Origin of the sequence: Oligoflexus sp., from assembly GCF_035712445.1 — a bacterium.
In the GTDB taxonomy this organism is placed as follows: Bacteria; Bdellovibrionota_B; Oligoflexia; order Oligoflexales; family Oligoflexaceae; genus Oligoflexus.
Genome location: NZ_DASTAT010000070.1, coordinates 39076 through 55518 on the forward strand (window position 1 = coordinate 39076; position 16443 = coordinate 55518).

Sequence of the window (16443 nt, forward strand, 5' to 3'; positions counted from 1 at the left end):
GATTCGTTTTGATGAGAAGAGGTGGGCGGGCCGCTGCGGGGGGCGTTCACGAACCGAGCCCGCAGCGAGCGAAGGCTTGCACAATCAGGGCGCAAGATTCATTAACGCGAAACCGTTTTCCTTATTCAACGGCACGGAATTGTGCTCATGGACAATGAGCCAATGCCCACCGATTTTCTGCCAACCCGTGGTATTCCTGCACCAGGATTCCATGCTCTGGCCATCCAGCGTCTCGCCCCGCATGTGGATGAGGCAGTGGCTATAGGCCACGTCGCCCTCGGCATGCACGCGCAGATCATGCTGCTCGAATTCCACCGGGAAGCGAAAGACCTGAGTGAAACAATTCTCCCAGGCTTCTTTCTGATAGGAAATCTTATTGATGAATTGCGGGGGCGGCATCATATCGAAAGCCCGCACATCCTCGTTGTAAAAGGACATGATTTTGCGCAGGTCGCCGGCGCGGATGGCCAGGGCAAGCTCATGCTCGATCGCGCGGATTTCCGCCTCCGCGCCGCTCGATGGTTCCTTGAAGAATTCGGGAATGGCGTCAGTATCCATAAGTCCTCCTTCACCCTTGATCTTTACGCATGAGTTTCCATGGATTCCGAACGACCCTGGCTGCGGGAACGGTCGTGCTTGCCTTCTGCGAACTCTTCGATCATCTTTTTGTTGAAGGCCGGGATATCATCCGGCTTGCGGCTCGTCACCAGCCCCTGATCGGTGACGACCTCTTCATCGACCCAATGAGCGCCGGCGTTGATAAGGTCGGTTTTCAGGGAAGGCCATGAGGTCATCTGCCGGCCTTTGACGATGCCGGTCTCAATCAGCACCTGGGGTCCGTGACAGATGGCGGCGATCGGTTTTTTCGCTGTGACGAATTTTTGCACGAACTTCACAGCGTCTTCATCAATGCGCAGCTTGTCAGGATTGATCACGCCACCGGGAAGCATGAGCGCTGCATAATCATCTGCATCGGCTTCCGAGAGCATGAGGTCGACATCAATGGATTTACCCCAGTCCTTGCCGCTCCAGCCTTTGATCGAGCCTTCCTTGGGGGACACCACATCCACCTCGGCTCCGGCGGCTTCCAAAGCCTTTTTAGGCTCGAAAAGCTCCGACTGTTCAAATCCATCTGTTGCAAGAATGGCGACGCGACGACCTTTAAGAAATTGATTTGCCATGGACTGATTCTCCTTGTTGTTGCCAATGACGGCGCAAATGTATTGCAATTCCAGGGCCACCCTAAAAGCGATACATCCTTTCGGGTCATGGCGGGCGGAGACGACGCGGGCTAGAATAGGCGGCATTTGCAATGAAGGAGATGCTCATGAAGAATTGGATGGTTGGTGCCCTGGTTTTCATGCCTTTTTCCCTTTGGAGTCAGACACTCCCGAAACCGCATGTGTCCATTCAGGGCTGCACGATCGAAGGCCGTAATTATGCAGAAGACGTCAGCTGCCAGGTGGTGCGGAAGCAGGGCCGTCCGTTTCGCCCTATTCCGGCGCCGCGAGAGCCTGATCCGAATGATGCACGCCTGCAGGATCCTCAGTTCATGGAAGAGGTGGCCTGGATCACAAAGCAGGTTCGCTCGTGCGGCTGTGCATGCTGCCACGACACATCAAAGATGAGTGATTATGCTCTTTGGGATATCAATAAACCCTATATCTGGACCGACCAGCTGACGCCGCGTGGCGTGGCTATCCTGGGCGGGCAGGTGTCCTCGGCCGTCTTCGGGCAGATTCCGCCGGAAGATAACTTCGGCTTCGACCGCACCCAGACCGGAGCGCCGACCACGGATACGGAGAGATTCCGGGCCTATTTTCAGAAAGAGATTGATCGTCGTGGGATTACAGCTGAGGATATCGCGAAGATGCGGCCACTCTAGGAAGCGGGGCTTCCACTGGGATGATAAACACGCCCGCCTCCCCGATAGGAGCGGGCGCTTCCCTTCAGTCAATCAAAGTTACTGGAAATTCCCTGCCGCCGCTTCGGAACCGAGCAGACGGCGCCCATGGGCGACCAGTTCGTAGTTGTCATGGCGCGCGGGATGAAACCCGGGCGCATAAAAGCGGAGAATGTCGCGGGTGATCAGCGGCACAAGACCCTTTCTGCCGAATAAAAGCTCCGTGAGCTGCCACCAGGTTTTCCACTTCCAAAGGATCCCATCGCGCTTCAGCATATGGAACATGCGGATCGAAGTATCCCAGGCAAGGCCACACGCGGCATAGATCATGGCCCGCGCGCGCTGTCCATAGGTACCGCCAGCCGCTTGAAAGAGGTCCATGGCCACCGCCTTGTGATCGACCTCTTCCAGGGCATGCCAGATCCAGATTTTGCGCAGCTCAGGATCAATGCCCTCGGGAACGAGATCGCCCTGCAGGACCTTTTCGCCCAACACCGCCGTGATATGTTCCGTCGCGACCGTCACAGCCAAAAGAATGAGCGGCGGCACGTGCTGCTGACCAAAGCTGATCTTTTCATGCAGCAGCTTTTCCATCCAGGCCACATCGTAACCGGCGCGAGCGAGGCAACGATTGTACGCCTTGTGGATGGCGGCGTGGTTTTTTTCCTGGGTTACGAAATCGCGAATCTGCTGCTGCAGGGCCGGGGTCCGGGCGCAGTGTTCAAAGGCACGGACCGAGGCGATAAAGAAATTTTCACCTTGCGGGAAGAGCGTGGATAGAGCATTGAAGAAATGAGTTTTCACCGGATTATTCTGGTACCAGAGCCGCGGAAGGTTCATGGCACGCACGGGGACAGGATGAATCGTGAGCATGGAATGCATCGACGTGACCTCGGTGTTTTAATTTCCCAACTTAGCCAGTATATATCGGCAAAATCGCGCCGGATACTCGCGTTCAACTCACGTTTGCGGCTGAACTTATCCCATTGGAATACCTTGGGAATCTTCGGAAAAACGCCGGCTGATTTTGACGGTTTTTTCGGCTTTACTCCGGTTTGCATGGAGCGTTAATATGACCCCATTTCGCAAAGCTCCCAAGCAGAAACGCTCCCAGAGTCTGGTGGACGATGTGATGGAAGCCACCGCCAAACTCATTCCCGATTTTGGCTTTGATCGCGCCACGACCAACAAGATCGCCGAACTCGCGGGCGTCAGCATCGGCTCGCTTTATCGCTATTTTCCCAACAAGGAAGCCATCTTCATCTCGCTGATCCAGCGCGTCGAGGAAAATCATCGGCAGCAGCTGCGCGATGCCCTGCACTCGGTCCGCGACCTGCCGCCGCGGGAGCGGGTGGAGCCGGTGGTCGGTGCGATCGTGGACCTTGTGATGAAGCGGCGCAAGCTCGTGATGGTTCTTTATAGTCACGCGCCGCAGCTGGGCGCCCTGGAGTTTTTGGTGCAGTCGCGGCAGCGCTTTCGCCGTGAGATTGAAAACGTGCTGGAGGAATTTTCCAGCCACATCCCCAAACGAGCCCCCCAGATGGCCGCGAGGCTGATCGTGGGCTGTGTTCACGGCGTGCTGGAAGATCTGGTGCAGGACGATAGCGCCGATGCTGTGGTTGATACGGTGAAGAAGGAGCTGGCCGAACTCTTTTGCTGCTATCTGTTCGCAGAATAAACGCTAAGCCTCCACCAGCGCCCGAATCCGAGCCATCTTATCCGGGTTTCTCATGAAATAAAGATTCCGAATCCGCTCCCCATCCGCTTCCAGGCAGATCACAGTCGCAAGCTTGCCATCCACCAGTAAACAGGCCTGATCCGGCGGCAGAAATTTCACGCTGGCCTGGACATTCGGTCCCGCAGCACGGAGAAGGCTGAAGAGGAACTTAATAACACGCGATGCGCCTGCAATCGGCACGGCCGTCGCCGATACCTTGCCACCACCATCGGAATACAGCACAGCTTCCGCCTGAAGGAGTTTGATCAGCTCCTCGGTCTGACCCTGAGCCCAGTACTGAAGGAAGGCCATCGTCATGCTCTCATGCATTTTCGGATCCGGGGCATATCGTTTGCGCCCCTGCTCCAGGGCGGCTTCCGCCCTCTGCCAGGATTTGCGGCAGGCGGCTTCCGTCATGCCGAGGATGGGCGCGATCTCCTGATAGGGAAGTTCACAGGTCTCCCGCAGCACAAAAACCGCCCGCTCGACGGGATTCAGCCGTTCGAGCAGCACCATGAAAGCCATGGATACATCGTCCTTCACCTCGCGTTCACTTTTCCCCGCATCGACGAAAGGCTCAGGCAGCCACGATCCGATATAATCGACTTTTTGCCGATAAAAACCCCGTTTCTGATCGATCGCGGCATTGACCACGAGGCGTATCATCCAGGCCCGCGGGTTTTGAATCTCCTGCCCGTCCTGGGCCATGATCTTCATATAAAGATCCTGCAGGATATCCTCGGCCTCGCTTTGTGAACCCAGTATTTTATAGGCGATGCGCAAAAGCATGGGCCGTTCGCGCAGATAATCGTTCAACCTTTCGTTCATTTCAGTTCCCTTGGTTGATACCACTGATTCAAGGCCAAACCCGAGCGAGCCTCCCAAAGCGGAACGTTCACCGTGGCCCGGCAGATCATTTCCTTGATCCAAACCGCAAGGCGGCCGCGGAAATAAAGGCGCCGGGGTTCATCACGCACGTTCACCATCTGCACCAGAGCAGCCTTGCGTCCCAGGGAAAGGCAGCGGGCCGTGAACCCAAAACGAAAGGGTAGCAATTTCCTGCCGCTTTGCAAACGCTGGAGCACATCCGCGGCATAGGTCCCCATGGGACAGGCCGCGGCACAGGACATGCGTTGAAAAAGGGCGGACCGGGAATCCAATTCCGCGGCATCACCAAGGGCCAGAATATTCGGATGACTCAAGGATCGCAGGAAGGGATCCACCTGGATCTGGCCCCTCTCATTGGTGCGAATGCCGGATTCACGGGCGAGTGGCGCAACTTCAAGGCCAAGACAATTGAGGGTGAATGCGCTCGCATGCCAGCTGCCATCGGCTGCCTGCACGGCGTCTTCACGCACACAAGCAGCACGGTGATTTTCATGCAGGGAAACACCGAGTTTTTCCAGCACGGCCCTGATCTCGCGTGCGGCTCCCGGTGCATAGTTCTGAAAAGCAAGGCCGGCTTCCCAAAGGGCAACATCAAGATGCGGGTAGGCTTCCTTGATTTCGGTGGCAGCTTCCAATCCTGTCAGGCCAGCGCCAAGGACCGTCACCGTGCGACCTGCAGGAAGCGCGGCCAGCCTTAGACGCGCCTGATCCAAAGAATGACCGGCATCCAAACGGAAAGCATGATGATCCAGTCCGGGCATATCCGGGGCGTGACGCGTGCGGCTGCCAAGGGCATAGAGCAGCCCATCGTAAGTCACTGACCGCGCACCCTCCGCACCTTCCACGATAAGGGACTGCTGATCGGGCTGCAGTTTTGTAATGCGGCCTTGGATAAATTCAAGGCCCATGTTTTTACAGATCTCGCGATAGGGATAAGACTTCAGCGGGCGGCCTGCAAGGTACTCATGCAGGCGGACCCGCTCGGTAAACTGCGGACTCGCATCGATAAGGGTGACTTTCATACCGGACGACTGACTCAAGCGGGCGGCTGCGAAGAGTCCGGCGTAACCTCCACCGGCGATAACGATTCGATTGTTCATGGCATCGTCTCCTGTTGATCGACAACTAAGAGACGATTGGCCTTATCGAATTGGGATAGGAATCTTATAAACATCGGAAATCACAGACTATTCAATCATCTGGTAAGCATCCAGGTAAGCCTGAGGCAGCCTTTGCGTAAGAATGGGATCACGAAGGATTTCGCTCTGCACATCCGTTCGGAAGTTCTGCATGATGCCTGGCAGCGAGGCTGTCAGGTTTTTCAGGACCGTTTTATCAACACCTGAAAAGGCTTTGATGCGCGTATAGAACGCCATCTGCTTCATGATCCTATCGTACTCGGCCTCGGGCAGATCCTTGGGAAAGAGTTCAATCAGACGACGTTCCACGCGGGATGGAAAGGGCACCATTTCGGTGGCGGCATAGACACCTGGCACAGCCGCGCCGTTGTCATAAGCATCCAGCACCTCGCGCACGGAGGCTTCCACCGCACGCACAGGAACCACGATGGAGGGATCGTCCATGGTATTCTTCCAAAAAAGCTGCGAATCGCAGCGGGTCAGCCAGCTATCACCGCGCGCGTTGGTGACCTGAAGACCATGCTCGCCCGAGACGCGAACCTCGCCGTCCCTGTCATGGATGACCTTGGCCAGAGTTCCTGCAGCCCGATCACTGAGCCCGTTCGCGCGGCCCCATTGCAGAATTTGAATGCGTGGATCACGAACATGACCGGACGCAAAACCGTCGGTCAGGAAATGATCGGCAAAGGCGTTCATGAAAAGAGCCTGAGTGAAAAGCCGCTGGGAACGAAGGCTATCGGTCAAAGCCAGAGCATGGGCCTCCAGCGCCAGATTCAGGGCCCGCCCGTGATATTTCACATAGGCCAGCATATTATAAAAACCAAAATGCGCTTCGTTGGCGAGAGCGAGATTCAGATAGTCAGGATAGTTCCAGGCATAGCTGAGATTGAAGTCGGGATACTCTTCATCGGAATGTCCATGAAGGAAGTTTTCGATCGTTTCGATTTCCTTCTGAAAGCGGCCCTTCACATCGTTCACATCATTCCTGTTCCACTTCAGGAAGGGTTCGACCCGTTCCTCATAAATGCCTTCCGGGTTCGCATAAAAATCACCGCTGAAGGCCACCAGCTCACCATAGGAAAAGCTCTGTTTGCTGTCCGCACGAACCAGCGACGCCGGGCAGAGCCCTCCCCTTTGGTCACAGGCCTTGCGATAGCCCTGTTCGCCCAGGATCACATGCTCGCCGGAGCTGAAATCCAGAGTGGAATCAGGAGTCTGACTGGGTCCGCAGCCGATCAAAAAGGCGAACCCCAAAAGGGCCCGGAGGAGCGTTCGCATTGAGTTAATCCCCATGGAAGTCTGAAATTATTTACGAAAATCTGGCTTGCTCTGGGAGTGACTATGGCAGGAATAATTTTTTTTGGGAAGACTACGGAAATGTCTTCCCGGAATTTTTTTTGCTCAGCGTGCAAGCAGAAGGATTCTGCGCTGACTGGAGAAAGAGGAAGCGGCCGATCAAGCCGCCTCGTCCACCGAAAGCGCTTCCAGGGCCTGATTCTGGGCTGGCAAGACGATGTGGAATTCACAGCGCTGATAGCCCGGAATATTCGCTTCGCCCAGGAGTTTCAGGTCAATGCGCCCCCGCAGGCGTTCGACACAGGCCCTCACCGCATCCATCCCCACGCCGCGCCCCGAAATTTCGGTCACCACGCGGGCACTCGAAACCCCAGCGACGAAGATGCTGCGGGCCACTGTGAGTTCATCCGCGGTGTCTTTCAAAGCGCCTTTTTCCACAGCCTTTTTCTTCAATGCCGGCAGGTTCAAACCGCGGCCGTTATCATAGTAAAGGATCTCGGTCTCGTCCTTCCCATGCTTCACTTCAATCGTGATACGGCCCACATCACCCAGCATGAAGCCATGATCCAGGCTGTTTCGCATCATATGAACGAAGATGTCCTCATAATAGTTCAGGTGATCCGGCTCGACGAAGAAATCATTCCCCTTCACGACGACTTCAGGGGCCGTCTTGTTCAGCTGCTGCGCAAGGCCGGGCAGGGATTCGATCACAGGCTGGATGACCTTGATGAAGCTATTGGTATTCAGGGCATCCAAACGCTGAAGCGTCTGGCGGTACCGGCGGCGTTTGTCCACGCTCAGCTCACTCCAGACATCGGACATCATCCGCGAGGCCTGGACGATCAGATTTTCGGTTTCCGCCACCGCACCGCGTTTCAGTTTTTCATCATGAATGCGCTGATAAAAGCCAATCATGGCCTCGATGCGCGAAAGGCCGCGGATGCAGGTCTCGACTTCGCGCGACGTAATCTTATCAGGATTGATGGCAAAGAGTTCGTTTTCCACTTCATGCACGGCCGCCGATACATCCGTCAGGCGATAGGTCCGCGCGTTGCCCTTGATCGTATGCACATGGCGCAGGATCACGCCCCAGTTTTCACGGCTGACCGAGTCCAGGCGCTGACGCGATTCTTCCAGGAGTATCGAAGACGATTTGATGAAGCGGCGGAACTTGCTGGCGGAAAGATCCAGGATCTTGCCGATGGCTTCCAGCTCCTTCTGCTTGACCGCTGCGGCTTCCTCGGCCTGGCGAATCTCGGTCACATCGCGAATGGAGACCAGCATCTTTTCGATGGTTCCATCCTTATCCTCGATGCCCGCCCAGTCCAGTTCCAGCACCTTCGCATCCCGCGCGGCACGGAAATGCACCGAGCGCGGCAGAAGATGTTCGTTGGCCTCCAGCTGCAGGCTATCCCCGCCCACGGCCGCATTCACCGTGGAATGCAGCATATCGCGCTGCTCTTTGCCAAGGTCGCTGTGCTGGAAGAGGATTTCCGTTAAAGGCCGTCCATCGAGGTCCCCCGTGCCGAGGATATCCCCAAGGTAACGCGAATGCTGCGGATGGATGCGGAATTCACCATCGACCGTACAGATACCCTGCCGGATATTGTCGAGCATAACGCTCATGCCCTTGGTCTGCTTCCACAGCTCTTCCGTACGCTCAGCCACCTGCTTTTCCAGTTCGGTGTTCATGACTTCCTGCAGCCTGTTCGTCTCGATCTGGGCTTTCAGAGCTTCTTCCTGCGCGATCTGAAGCTGGCGGTTGGTATCGTTGATCTTATCGCTGACACCAAGCGACATCAGAACGGACTGCAGCACGGTCGCGATCTCGGGACCATAGGTTCCCAGGAAAGTCACCGGCAGCACTCCCAATTTTTGCAGGCCGAAGGTAATGGAACCAATCAGCATGGCCGCCCAGGCGTATACGAAGTAGCGTGCGGGCCGGAAACCTCTCATCTGCGAATGAATACTGGTAGCAATGATCACAGTCGCGGTAAGGATGCCGACCAGAGTATAGACTTTCACCATGCGATAGGGCAGCACGAAGGATAGCACCATGAGCACAGCATTCAAGGCCATGAATCCCCGCAGCACCAAACGAAAACGCGGGTAGTTGGCCATCGGCAGGAACGATTGGGTGGCCGTCGTCGAGGTCAAAAATATCAGAGGGATCGTAAACGCAACAGCCGCATGGGCGAGGTCCGGGGCATGGGGCCAAAGATACTCATAAGCATAGCCATTGATCACCATGCGGAAAAGGAAGAGCGCCACGAGAAAAATGCAGAGCCACATGGCATCGGCCTGCCGGGTATTGATCATCATCACAAAATAATAGGCGGCAATGATAAGGGGCAGACCCAGGCAAAGGCCAAGGAAAAACTGAATATCATGATCCGCCTTGGCAATGGTCGGAAGATCCTTCCAGGTCATGCGGAATTCCGAGGAGCCATCGGTCTGCAGGCGCAGGAAAAAATCTTTCTGCTCGCCGGCTGCGAACTGATATTTCAAATAGATAAAGCGGCTCTTCAGATCGCGTTTTTCGAAATCCAGGGCGTTGCCGGCCTCGCGACGGATCCACTGCCCATCAGCTGCCTTCACGTAAAGGTCGATATGATTCACGAGCGGGTATTCCAGTCCGAAGAACCATTCGCGGGATTCCGCGGCCGTATTCTGGGCGGAAAACCTGTACCAGTAGGCATGACCCGTGAAGCCATAGTTGGGATCCTGGGCCATTTCCTTTTGAAACTGCCCGGTTTCCCAGGCCTTGATCGCGGCATTGAGATCCATGTCCTTGCCTGGATCGACCAGCACAAAACTCGATGGCCCCACCGGGCTGCTGCCGGTGGCAGGATCCAGCGGAATAGGAACGATATCAGCACCCTGGGCCGGGGACATCAGCATCAGGAGACTGATTAAAAAAAATGCAGGTTTCCAGCAGGACATACGCAGCTCCTCCGATCTTTAACACAGGTATCCAAAGAGGAATCGGCGCTTCCTGCTAAAAATAAAGGCAGCTGCGGCAAATTTTTATGGGCTTTCGGAAAAAATAAGGGCGTGAAGGCAGGAAAGAAGAGGGTTTGGCGAGGAGCGAACCCCCCGCCCCATTTTTATTGTCCCACGGAAGCCAGCGTGACCTTGGGCACGCGGTTCGGATTCGACTGCGATTTCATTTCCGGCTCGGCGGCTTCAAGATTTTGTTCCAGCCTCGCGACCATTTTCTTGAAATCAGCGATCTTGTGAACGATCACCTCCTCGACAGGCGGATTGGGATTGTCCGGCTGCGAGTTGGGGGGCAACGTGTTGCTTCCAGGATCACGACTCTCCTGAATCGAAGTCTGGCTCATGCTGACAACCCAGGTGGCCGCATTCTGCTTGGTTTCATTGGCATGACGAATGGCCGAGGCCACCGCCTGCGAACTCTCCATCAGCAGTTTTTCACAGTGACCCAGCTCGAAGTGCTGCTTGGTGAGAAGGTTCGACAGCTTCTCGCACTGCAGGGTGATGTGACCGCTTTCTTCGTTGAAACGACGATGCAGGGATCCGACGGCATCCAAAAGGACGAGGATCTCCTGGGAAATCCGCGAGGTGTCGTCGCCCAGATCACGGGTTTCGTTCAGTTTGGTCATGTGAATATGAACTTCACTGCTCAGCAGCGACAAATCAGAGATGGCATACTTCGCGGCCGCCACATCGTTGCGATAGGCCTCTTCGATGCGCTTCACGGAAACGAAGGCATGCTCCGATTTCTGTCCCGCTTCCAGAAGGAAGTGCTGAGCCTTGTCAAGCTCCGGCTGTCCTACATCCACGTATTCTTTCAGCTGGATGGTATAGTTGTGGAACTCCACCGCGAGGCTGCGGATTTCCGAGCTGACCGAAAAATAATCATTCTGCGTATCAGAATTGCGCGCGTAATCGAGGGACATCGACATCATATGCCGATTCATTTTCTCGACCAGTTCGTCGATGCGCGAGAGCACGACGCCCATGTTTTCCGATTTCTGCTTATAGCTGTTCACCAGCTTGCTGGCGCTGTGCACGTCTTCGCGCGATTCGCTGATCGCCTCGACCATTTTTTCGATGGTCTTATGCACCGAGAAGGATCCGCTCTGGACTTCCTTCAGCTTCTCTTCGATCCGGTTCACCTTCTGATGAATGATCTTTTCACTCAGAATGGCTTCGTGCAAAAGCCGCATGGTCGAGGCATGCATGCTGGCAATGCTCTTCGAACGATCGAGCAGCTGATCGTGATTCTGACGAATTTGCGAAAGAACACCGGACAGGTTGTTCTTCTTCCACTCGATGCGGTTCGATGCGGTGAAGTTCGCACTTTCCCGGCACATCGCGACCAGAGCCTGAACCCGGGTCAGACCCTTGCCCAAAAGACTATGACTATTCATCAGAATCTGACAGGTTTGCGAGGTCTGCGACTGCAGCATTTTGATATTATGCTGATGGATTTGCATCGAAATCCCAGCCGCCACAGGCGCGGACTGCTGTTTCAGAGCGCTTTCCAGTTCGGCCAGACCATCTTTGATGGAATGGAAGAGACCAAGATCGGGTTCGGCCAAGGGCTTTTTCACATCCTGTGATTTCGCCAAGGCTGCGCCTACCGACAGCGGTAGCTTATTGCGACGATGCAGAAGGACCATGGTGTGGGCCAGGCCTGCCAGGGAGAAGAACCAGCAGCCCATGGACGCCCAGATATGGATCGTCATGTTCTGATTGCACTTCACTTCACTTTCACGAATTGCGGGGTCGTAGCGATAGTCCGAGCCTTCCAATTGTCTTTGCAGGGCCGCGGCACGGCCGATGGCATTGCAATCGAGATTGGTCGCCTTAACTAAGAAAAATACCCCAAGCACATGCAAAAAAACTGCACAGATAAGTCCCGGCAATTTCGACCAATTTAAACCACTCATGAATCTCTCCTTTTACTCACGCGTCGGTATCTAGATCAAAGGCGGGTGTCAGTGGATGAGTCCTCCTATCTACTAAATAGAGAAGACTCTTCTGTCAATAAGAGGAAAGCTGAAAAGAACGCATGGATTGCGTTCAAGCGCGGCGGCGCATGAGGCCTGAGAGAGAATTCATAAAGAGTTGGTGGGCTGCTTCTGTCGCGATAGTCGCAAAAAATCCCCGTGCAAGCTTGGATTTCTTCTCAGCAACTGGTTTTTTCACTTTCTGAATTTTCTGCAACGCCTTGGGAGCAGCTGTCGCCAAAAGCGCACGCGTCATGTGATGACGGTGACGTCCACGACGACCGATCAAAAACCCAAGTGTCACACCCACAGCAGCTACAGTCAGGAGTGTTTTCATCGGCGCGCTGTGCAGAGCACGCGGCACCGCTTCAATTTTTTCCTGAACCGCATAAACCGGCCGGGTCACTTTCTGCGTGACGGCATCCGTGGCTGCGAGAACCTTATGCTGCACCTGATCAACGGTGTCGAGAACTTTTTTCTCAACTTCCTTTTCCATATGATAGATGTTTTCCCGCAGCGACGCGCGCTTCTGGGCCATGGCCTCCTGGATTTCCGAGCTGCTTACAAGAGACTTTTCAACCATGTGATGTCCTCACGTATTTCACGGGAGACTTCCCCCGCGTATTGTTTAATGTGTTTGAGGGAACCGGCGGCGATAGCGAGCATAATTATGGACACCAACAGCAGAAGGCCGCCGCTTAAAAATTGAGCAGCGCCGGAACCTTCGTCCATGAGGCGGATCGCAAGGCCATCGAACAGCCTGACGATTCCGAAAATGGACAGCGCGATTCCCAGAAACAAAAGTGGGACGCCGAGCTTCAGCCTGGAACTGGAGCTTTTCACCTGTTCCTTGATGAAGGTCACATGCAGGCGCCCCAGATCCTGGATCTCCTCTTTCACGCGCGCAGCGCTCTCGATCTTCATGACCGCACACCCAGGCTATAGCCAAGGACTCCAGCGACGCCGAGCACGGCCCCGATCACACCCCAAGGATGGGCATCCATCCAATCGCTGGCTCTTTCTTTCAGGGCGGGCCCGATGGGATCATGGGCCTTGTGGTTCGGACGGAAGATCGCACGAAGCCGACTGGATTTCGCGATACCTTGCTGCATGGGCTCTTCGTTATGAATCATGGAATCTCCTCCCGGATGAAACTCAAACTGCGGGATTGCAGTCTTTGTGCCAAAGGAATGACCGTTTACGGCAGAACTGACGCGCTCAAAGTCCCGGCCTCGTCATCGCTTCCGGGGAAATCACCTCATCGTATTTTTCAGGCGTAAGGTCGCCCTGCTCGATCACCACGTCCCTGAGGCTCCGCTGGGTCTCCTGGGCGGTCTTCACCGCCTGGGCCGCCCGATCATAACCAATGATGGGGGACAGGGCGGTGACCAGCATCAGGGAACTTTCCAGATAACGCTTCATCACATCCACCCGCGGCTCAAGGCCCCTGAGGCAAAATTCGGTGAAACTCCCGCAGCCATCGGAAAGGAGCGTGATGGATTCCAGAAGGCTGTAAATCATGATCGGTTTGAAGACGTTCAGCTGAAAATTACCCTGACTTCCCGCAAAGCCGATCGTCACATCATTCCCCAGCACGCGCGCCACGATCATCGTCAGGGCTTCCGCCTGGGTGGGATTCACCTTGCCGGGCATGATGGAACTCCCCGGTTCGTTGCCTGGAAGTTTCAATTCCGCAAGGCCGCAGCGCGGGCCACTGCCGAGCCAGCGAATGTCGTTGGCGATCTTCATGCAGTCGGTCGCGAGCGTGCGCAGGCAGGAACTCGCATGCACCAGAGCCTGATGCGAGGCCAGGGCCGAAAATTTGTTACGCGCTGTGATCAAAGGAAATCCCGTTAAAGCTGCCAGGGTTTCCGCAACTTTTTCCGCATAGGCCGGATGGGTGTTGAGTCCCGTGCCGATCGCGCTGCCGCCCAGGGCGATTTCGTAAAGGGGCTTGCGCGCATCGGCGATATTCTGTCGATTGAAAGCAATCTCGGCCGCGAATTCACTGAACTCCTGACCCAATGTCATGGGTGTGGCGTCCATGAGATGCGTGCGACCAATCTTATAGATCTGGGCGAATCGCGTGGACTGATTCGCCAGCTCGGCTTCCATTTCAAGCAGAGCGGGCAGGAGTTTATTCTGCAGCTGATCCAGAGCCGCAAGATGCATAACGGTAGGAAAAACATCGTTCGATGACTGGGACAGATTGATATCATCATTCGGATGAATCGGCTGCTTTTTGCCTTTGCCTGACCCCAGGAGCACATTGGCCCGATTGGCGATCACTTCATTGGCATTCATATTGGATTGAGTGCCGCTACCGGATTGCCAGATCAGCAAGGGAAATTCTGCATCCAGATCCCCGCGGATCACCTCGTCGCAGACGGTGATGATCGCTTCCGCTTTGAATGGAGCCAAAAGATTCAAGTCGGCATTGGTGAGCGCGGCCGCTTTCTTCACAAGACCGAAGGCCTTGATCACCTCGCGCGGGAACCTGTGATCCCCGATTTGAAAGTGCTCCAGCGCTCTTTGGGTCTGGGCTCCATAATATCGTTCATCGGGCAGAGAAACTTCGCCAAGAGAATCGGTCTCGATACGCATTTTCATGAAGATTTCACCTTTCGCAGGAAAATCCCTGCCTTAAAAAACCTACTCTCCTGTATCCAAACACCTGCATGGACTTTGTGCCGTGGGCTGGAGAGAAGCTGGAAAACCGCTGCCCTGATGCATGGGGCGTGCCCGTTACACGTTTTCCCTGGGAAGGAATCTTTGAAAATTCATGCTAAGGTCCGCGCAAGGTTAGCGAAAATTTACAATACCAGGAGTTTGTCATGTCGAAGAATTCTGCGCAGAAGAAAAGACAGCCGAGCACTGTGGTGGCTTCGGCTCCCGCTCCCGTTGAGCCAGTGCCCGAGGTCCTGCCGACGGCGGAACCCTCCGAGCAGGACTATCCGGAGAGTTCCAAGCAGAATGTGTCCCGAAACGAACGCCTTGCATCCGGCGTGGTCGGTGGCGGTCTTTTGTTTTATGGAATCCCGAATCTTTTGACCCTGCCCGGGCAGCTATCGAGCGCCAGCGGGCTCTACCTTGTCGGCCGTGCCGTGACCGGCCGCTGCCTGATCTATTCCGCCCTGGGCGTCGATACCACCCCCAATGGGCGCATGCATCATCGGGGAGTGGCCGATCCGCATCCCGTTCAAATGCGGCAGACGATTACGATCGAGCGTTCGCCTCATGACGCCTACGAATTCTTCCGTGACCATGAGCAGATCGCCCGCTGTTTCCCGACGGTCAAGCAGATTCAAAAATTGGAAAATCACCGTAGCATCTGGATGTTCAGTGATACGGCCGAGCTGGTGTCGATTCCCGTCACCGTGGAAATCACGCATGAAACCCCCGATGAGCAGATCACCTGGACGGCTTTTCCAGAATCGCATTTCCGCCTGAATGGAACGCTGCAGTTCAAAGCCGGTCCGCACCCCGAGGAAACCGAGGTCACCGTCACCGTGCATATGATTCCGCCCGCCGGGATTATGGGATCGACGCTGATGAAATGGTTCAGTCCGGTGACCGAGGACTCTTTGGATGAAGCTCTGCACAAGCTGAAGCAACTTTTGGAAACCGGCACCATCACCATCGGTCAGAGTCGCTTTCCGCATGGCATCAAGGATCCGGTCGGCGGCTGGCAGAATCGCCTGAAATCGCATCTTCATGTCAGAACCATGCAATCTTTGGCTCGGAGGACATCATGAAAGCAGTCGTGTGGCATGGAAAGGAGGACGTTCGCGTCGATCAGGTCCCTGAACCGACCCTCCAGAGCCCGACCGATATCATTGTGAAAGTGAGTCTCACCGCGATCTGCGGTTCGGACCTCCACCTTTACGATGACGTCATCCCTTCAATGAATAGCGGGGACATCCTGGGTCACGAATTCATGGGCGAAGTCGTCGAAATCGGCTCGTCCATCCGCAAGCTGCAGGTCGGTGATCGGGTCGTCGTCCCCTTCCCTATCGCCTGCGGTCACTGTTATTTCTGCCAGAACTCCATGCATGCCCTCTGTGATAACTCCAACCCCAACAGGGCCATGGCCGAGAGAATGTACGGGTATTCACCCGCAGGAATTTTCGGCTATTCGCATATGATGGGCGGTTATCCCGGTGGACAGGCGGAATTCGTTCGCGTGCCGTATGGCGACGTCGGTCCCTTCAAAATACCCGACGCGATGAAAGATGAGCAGGTTCTTTTTTTGAGCGATGTTCTGCCGACCGGATACATGGCGGCTGAAAATTGTCAGATCAAGGCCGGAGACACCGTCGCCGTATGGGGTGCGGGCCCGGTCGGACAGTTTGCAGTCCGCAGCGCGCTGCTCCTTGGCGCCGAGCGGGTCATCGTGATCGACCGCTTGCCGGAAAGGCTTGATATGGCTTTAACCCGCGTTCCCGAGGGCCGGGTGATTCCCCTTAATTTCGAAGAATTCGATATTCAGATCGCCCTGCGTGATCTGACCGGCGGCCGCGG

16 protein-coding genes are annotated in these 16443 nt (G+C 55.4%); 4 read left to right on the forward strand and 12 right to left on the reverse strand.

The genetic code is table 11. The features are described from left to right. Nucleotides 1–84: 84 nt before the first annotated feature. Together VFO10_RS15585 and VFO10_RS15590 are read right to left on the reverse strand one after the other, a co-directional pair. A complete protein-coding gene (locus VFO10_RS15585) occupies nt 85–558 on the reverse strand; it encodes a YybH family protein (RefSeq protein ID WP_325141756.1) in 474 nt (157 codons plus the stop codon). 23 nt (nt 559–581) lie between these two features. Continuing rightward, the gene (locus VFO10_RS15590; protein ID WP_325141758.1) at nt 582–1181 is read right to left on the reverse strand and encodes a type 1 glutamine amidotransferase domain-containing protein; all 600 of its coding nucleotides are present in this window, start codon (nt 1179–1181) and stop codon (nt 582–584) included. Nucleotides 1182–1327: 146 nt separating this feature from the next. Between VFO10_RS15590 and VFO10_RS15595 the strand changes: the two genes are divergently transcribed. Continuing rightward, entirely contained in the window at nt 1328–1885 is a 558-nt protein-coding gene (locus VFO10_RS15595; RefSeq protein ID WP_325141760.1) for a hypothetical protein, read from the forward strand. Between the two features lie 78 nt (nt 1886–1963). Here VFO10_RS15595 and VFO10_RS15600 read toward each other — a convergent pair whose 3' ends face one another. Continuing rightward, entirely contained in the window at nt 1964–2785 is an 822-nt protein-coding gene (locus VFO10_RS15600) for a metal-dependent hydrolase (protein ID WP_325141762.1), read from the reverse strand. Between the two features lie 190 nt (nt 2786–2975). Between VFO10_RS15600 and VFO10_RS15605 the strand changes: the two genes are divergently transcribed. Next, nucleotides 2976–3581: a TetR/AcrR family transcriptional regulator gene (locus VFO10_RS15605; RefSeq protein ID WP_325141764.1), complete on the forward strand. Its 606-nt coding sequence runs from the start codon at nt 2976–2978 to the stop codon at nt 3579–3581. A 3-nt stretch (nt 3582–3584) separates the two neighbouring features. Here VFO10_RS15605 and VFO10_RS15610 read toward each other — a convergent pair whose 3' ends face one another. From VFO10_RS15610 to fumC, 9 genes are all read right to left on the reverse strand, one after another. After that, entirely contained in the window at nt 3585–4448 is an 864-nt protein-coding gene (locus VFO10_RS15610; RefSeq protein WP_325141766.1) for a sigma-70 family RNA polymerase sigma factor, read from the reverse strand. After that, entirely contained in the window at nt 4445–5608 is a 1164-nt protein-coding gene (locus VFO10_RS15615) for an NAD(P)/FAD-dependent oxidoreductase (protein WP_325141768.1), read from the reverse strand. Before VFO10_RS15615 ends, VFO10_RS15610 begins: the two co-directional genes overlap by 4 nt. An 87-nt stretch (nt 5609–5695) precedes the next feature. Then, the gene (locus VFO10_RS15620) at nt 5696–6925 is read right to left on the reverse strand and encodes a hypothetical protein (RefSeq protein ID WP_325141770.1); all 1230 of its coding nucleotides are present in this window, start codon (nt 6923–6925) and stop codon (nt 5696–5698) included. Between the two features lie 177 nt (nt 6926–7102). Beyond that, a complete protein-coding gene (locus VFO10_RS15625; RefSeq protein ID WP_325141771.1) occupies nt 7103–9886 on the reverse strand; it encodes a 7TM diverse intracellular signaling domain-containing protein in 2784 nt (927 codons plus the stop codon). A gap of 164 nt (nt 9887–10050) precedes the next feature. Then, entirely contained in the window at nt 10051–11862 is a 1812-nt protein-coding gene (locus tag VFO10_RS15630) for a hypothetical protein (RefSeq protein ID WP_325141773.1), read from the reverse strand. A 133-nt stretch (nt 11863–11995) separates the two neighbouring features. Continuing rightward, nucleotides 11996–12505, reverse strand: coding sequence for a hypothetical protein (locus VFO10_RS15635; protein ID WP_325141775.1), 510 nt, complete (start codon nt 12503–12505; stop codon nt 11996–11998). Further along, the gene (locus tag VFO10_RS15640; RefSeq protein WP_325141777.1) at nt 12484–12846 is read right to left on the reverse strand and encodes a phage holin family protein; all 363 of its coding nucleotides are present in this window, start codon (nt 12844–12846) and stop codon (nt 12484–12486) included. The genes VFO10_RS15635 and VFO10_RS15640 overlap by 22 nt, the downstream gene beginning before the upstream one ends. After that, nucleotides 12843–13055, reverse strand: a complete 213-nt coding sequence (locus tag VFO10_RS15645) for a hypothetical protein (RefSeq protein ID WP_325141779.1) — start codon at nt 13053–13055, stop codon at nt 12843–12845. The genes VFO10_RS15640 and VFO10_RS15645 overlap by 4 nt, the downstream gene beginning before the upstream one ends. A gap of 85 nt (nt 13056–13140) precedes the next feature. Further along, a complete protein-coding gene (gene fumC / locus VFO10_RS15650) occupies nt 13141–14532 on the reverse strand; it encodes a class II fumarate hydratase (protein WP_325141780.1) in 1392 nt (463 codons plus the stop codon). Between the two features lie 224 nt (nt 14533–14756). On the opposite strand from fumC, the gene VFO10_RS15655 reads away from it, so the two are divergent. Then, nucleotides 14757–15677, forward strand: coding sequence for an SRPBCC family protein (locus VFO10_RS15655; RefSeq protein WP_325141782.1), 921 nt, complete (start codon nt 14757–14759; stop codon nt 15675–15677). After that, the coding region (locus VFO10_RS15660; protein ID WP_325141784.1) for an alcohol dehydrogenase catalytic domain-containing protein at nt 15674–16443 on the forward strand (770 nt) is incomplete at its 3' end. The genes VFO10_RS15655 and VFO10_RS15660, both read left to right, overlap by 4 nt.

Excerpts from the sequence above, each read along its gene's own strand:
- VFO10_RS15585 (WP_325141756.1), bottom strand. The coding sequence starts at position 558 with ATGGATACTGACGCCATTCCCGAATTCTTCAAGGAACCATCGAGCGGC.
- VFO10_RS15590 (WP_325141758.1), bottom strand. The coding sequence starts at position 1,181 with ATGGCAAATCAATTTCTTAAAGGTCGTCGCGTCGCCATTCTTGCAACA.
- VFO10_RS15595 (WP_325141760.1), top strand. The coding sequence starts at position 1,328 with ATGAAGAATTGGATGGTTGGTGCCCTGGTTTTCATGCCTTTTTCCCTT.
- VFO10_RS15600 (WP_325141762.1), bottom strand. The coding sequence starts at position 2,785 with ATGCATTCCATGCTCACGATTCATCCTGTCCCCGTGCGTGCCATGAAC.
- VFO10_RS15605 (WP_325141764.1), top strand. The coding sequence starts at position 2,976 with ATGACCCCATTTCGCAAAGCTCCCAAGCAGAAACGCTCCCAGAGTCTG.
- VFO10_RS15610 (WP_325141766.1), bottom strand. The coding sequence starts at position 4,448 with ATGAACGAAAGGTTGAACGATTATCTGCGCGAACGGCCCATGCTTTTG.
- VFO10_RS15615 (WP_325141768.1), bottom strand. The coding sequence starts at position 5,608 with ATGAACAATCGAATCGTTATCGCCGGTGGAGGTTACGCCGGACTCTTC.
- VFO10_RS15620 (WP_325141770.1), bottom strand. The coding sequence starts at position 6,925 with ATGCGAACGCTCCTCCGGGCCCTTTTGGGGTTCGCCTTTTTGATCGGC.
- VFO10_RS15625 (WP_325141771.1), bottom strand. The coding sequence starts at position 9,886 with ATGTCCTGCTGGAAACCTGCATTTTTTTTAATCAGTCTCCTGATGCTG.
- VFO10_RS15630 (WP_325141773.1), bottom strand. The coding sequence starts at position 11,862 with ATGAGTGGTTTAAATTGGTCGAAATTGCCGGGACTTATCTGTGCAGTT.
- VFO10_RS15635 (WP_325141775.1), bottom strand. The coding sequence starts at position 12,505 with ATGGTTGAAAAGTCTCTTGTAAGCAGCTCGGAAATCCAGGAGGCCATG.
- VFO10_RS15640 (WP_325141777.1), bottom strand. The coding sequence starts at position 12,846 with ATGAAGATCGAGAGCGCTGCGCGCGTGAAAGAGGAGATCCAGGATCTG.
- VFO10_RS15645 (WP_325141779.1), bottom strand. The coding sequence starts at position 13,055 with ATGATTCATAACGAAGAGCCCATGCAGCAAGGTATCGCGAAATCCAGT.
- fumC (WP_325141780.1), bottom strand. The coding sequence starts at position 14,532 with ATGAAAATGCGTATCGAGACCGATTCTCTTGGCGAAGTTTCTCTGCCC.
- VFO10_RS15655 (WP_325141782.1), top strand. The coding sequence starts at position 14,757 with ATGTCGAAGAATTCTGCGCAGAAGAAAAGACAGCCGAGCACTGTGGTG.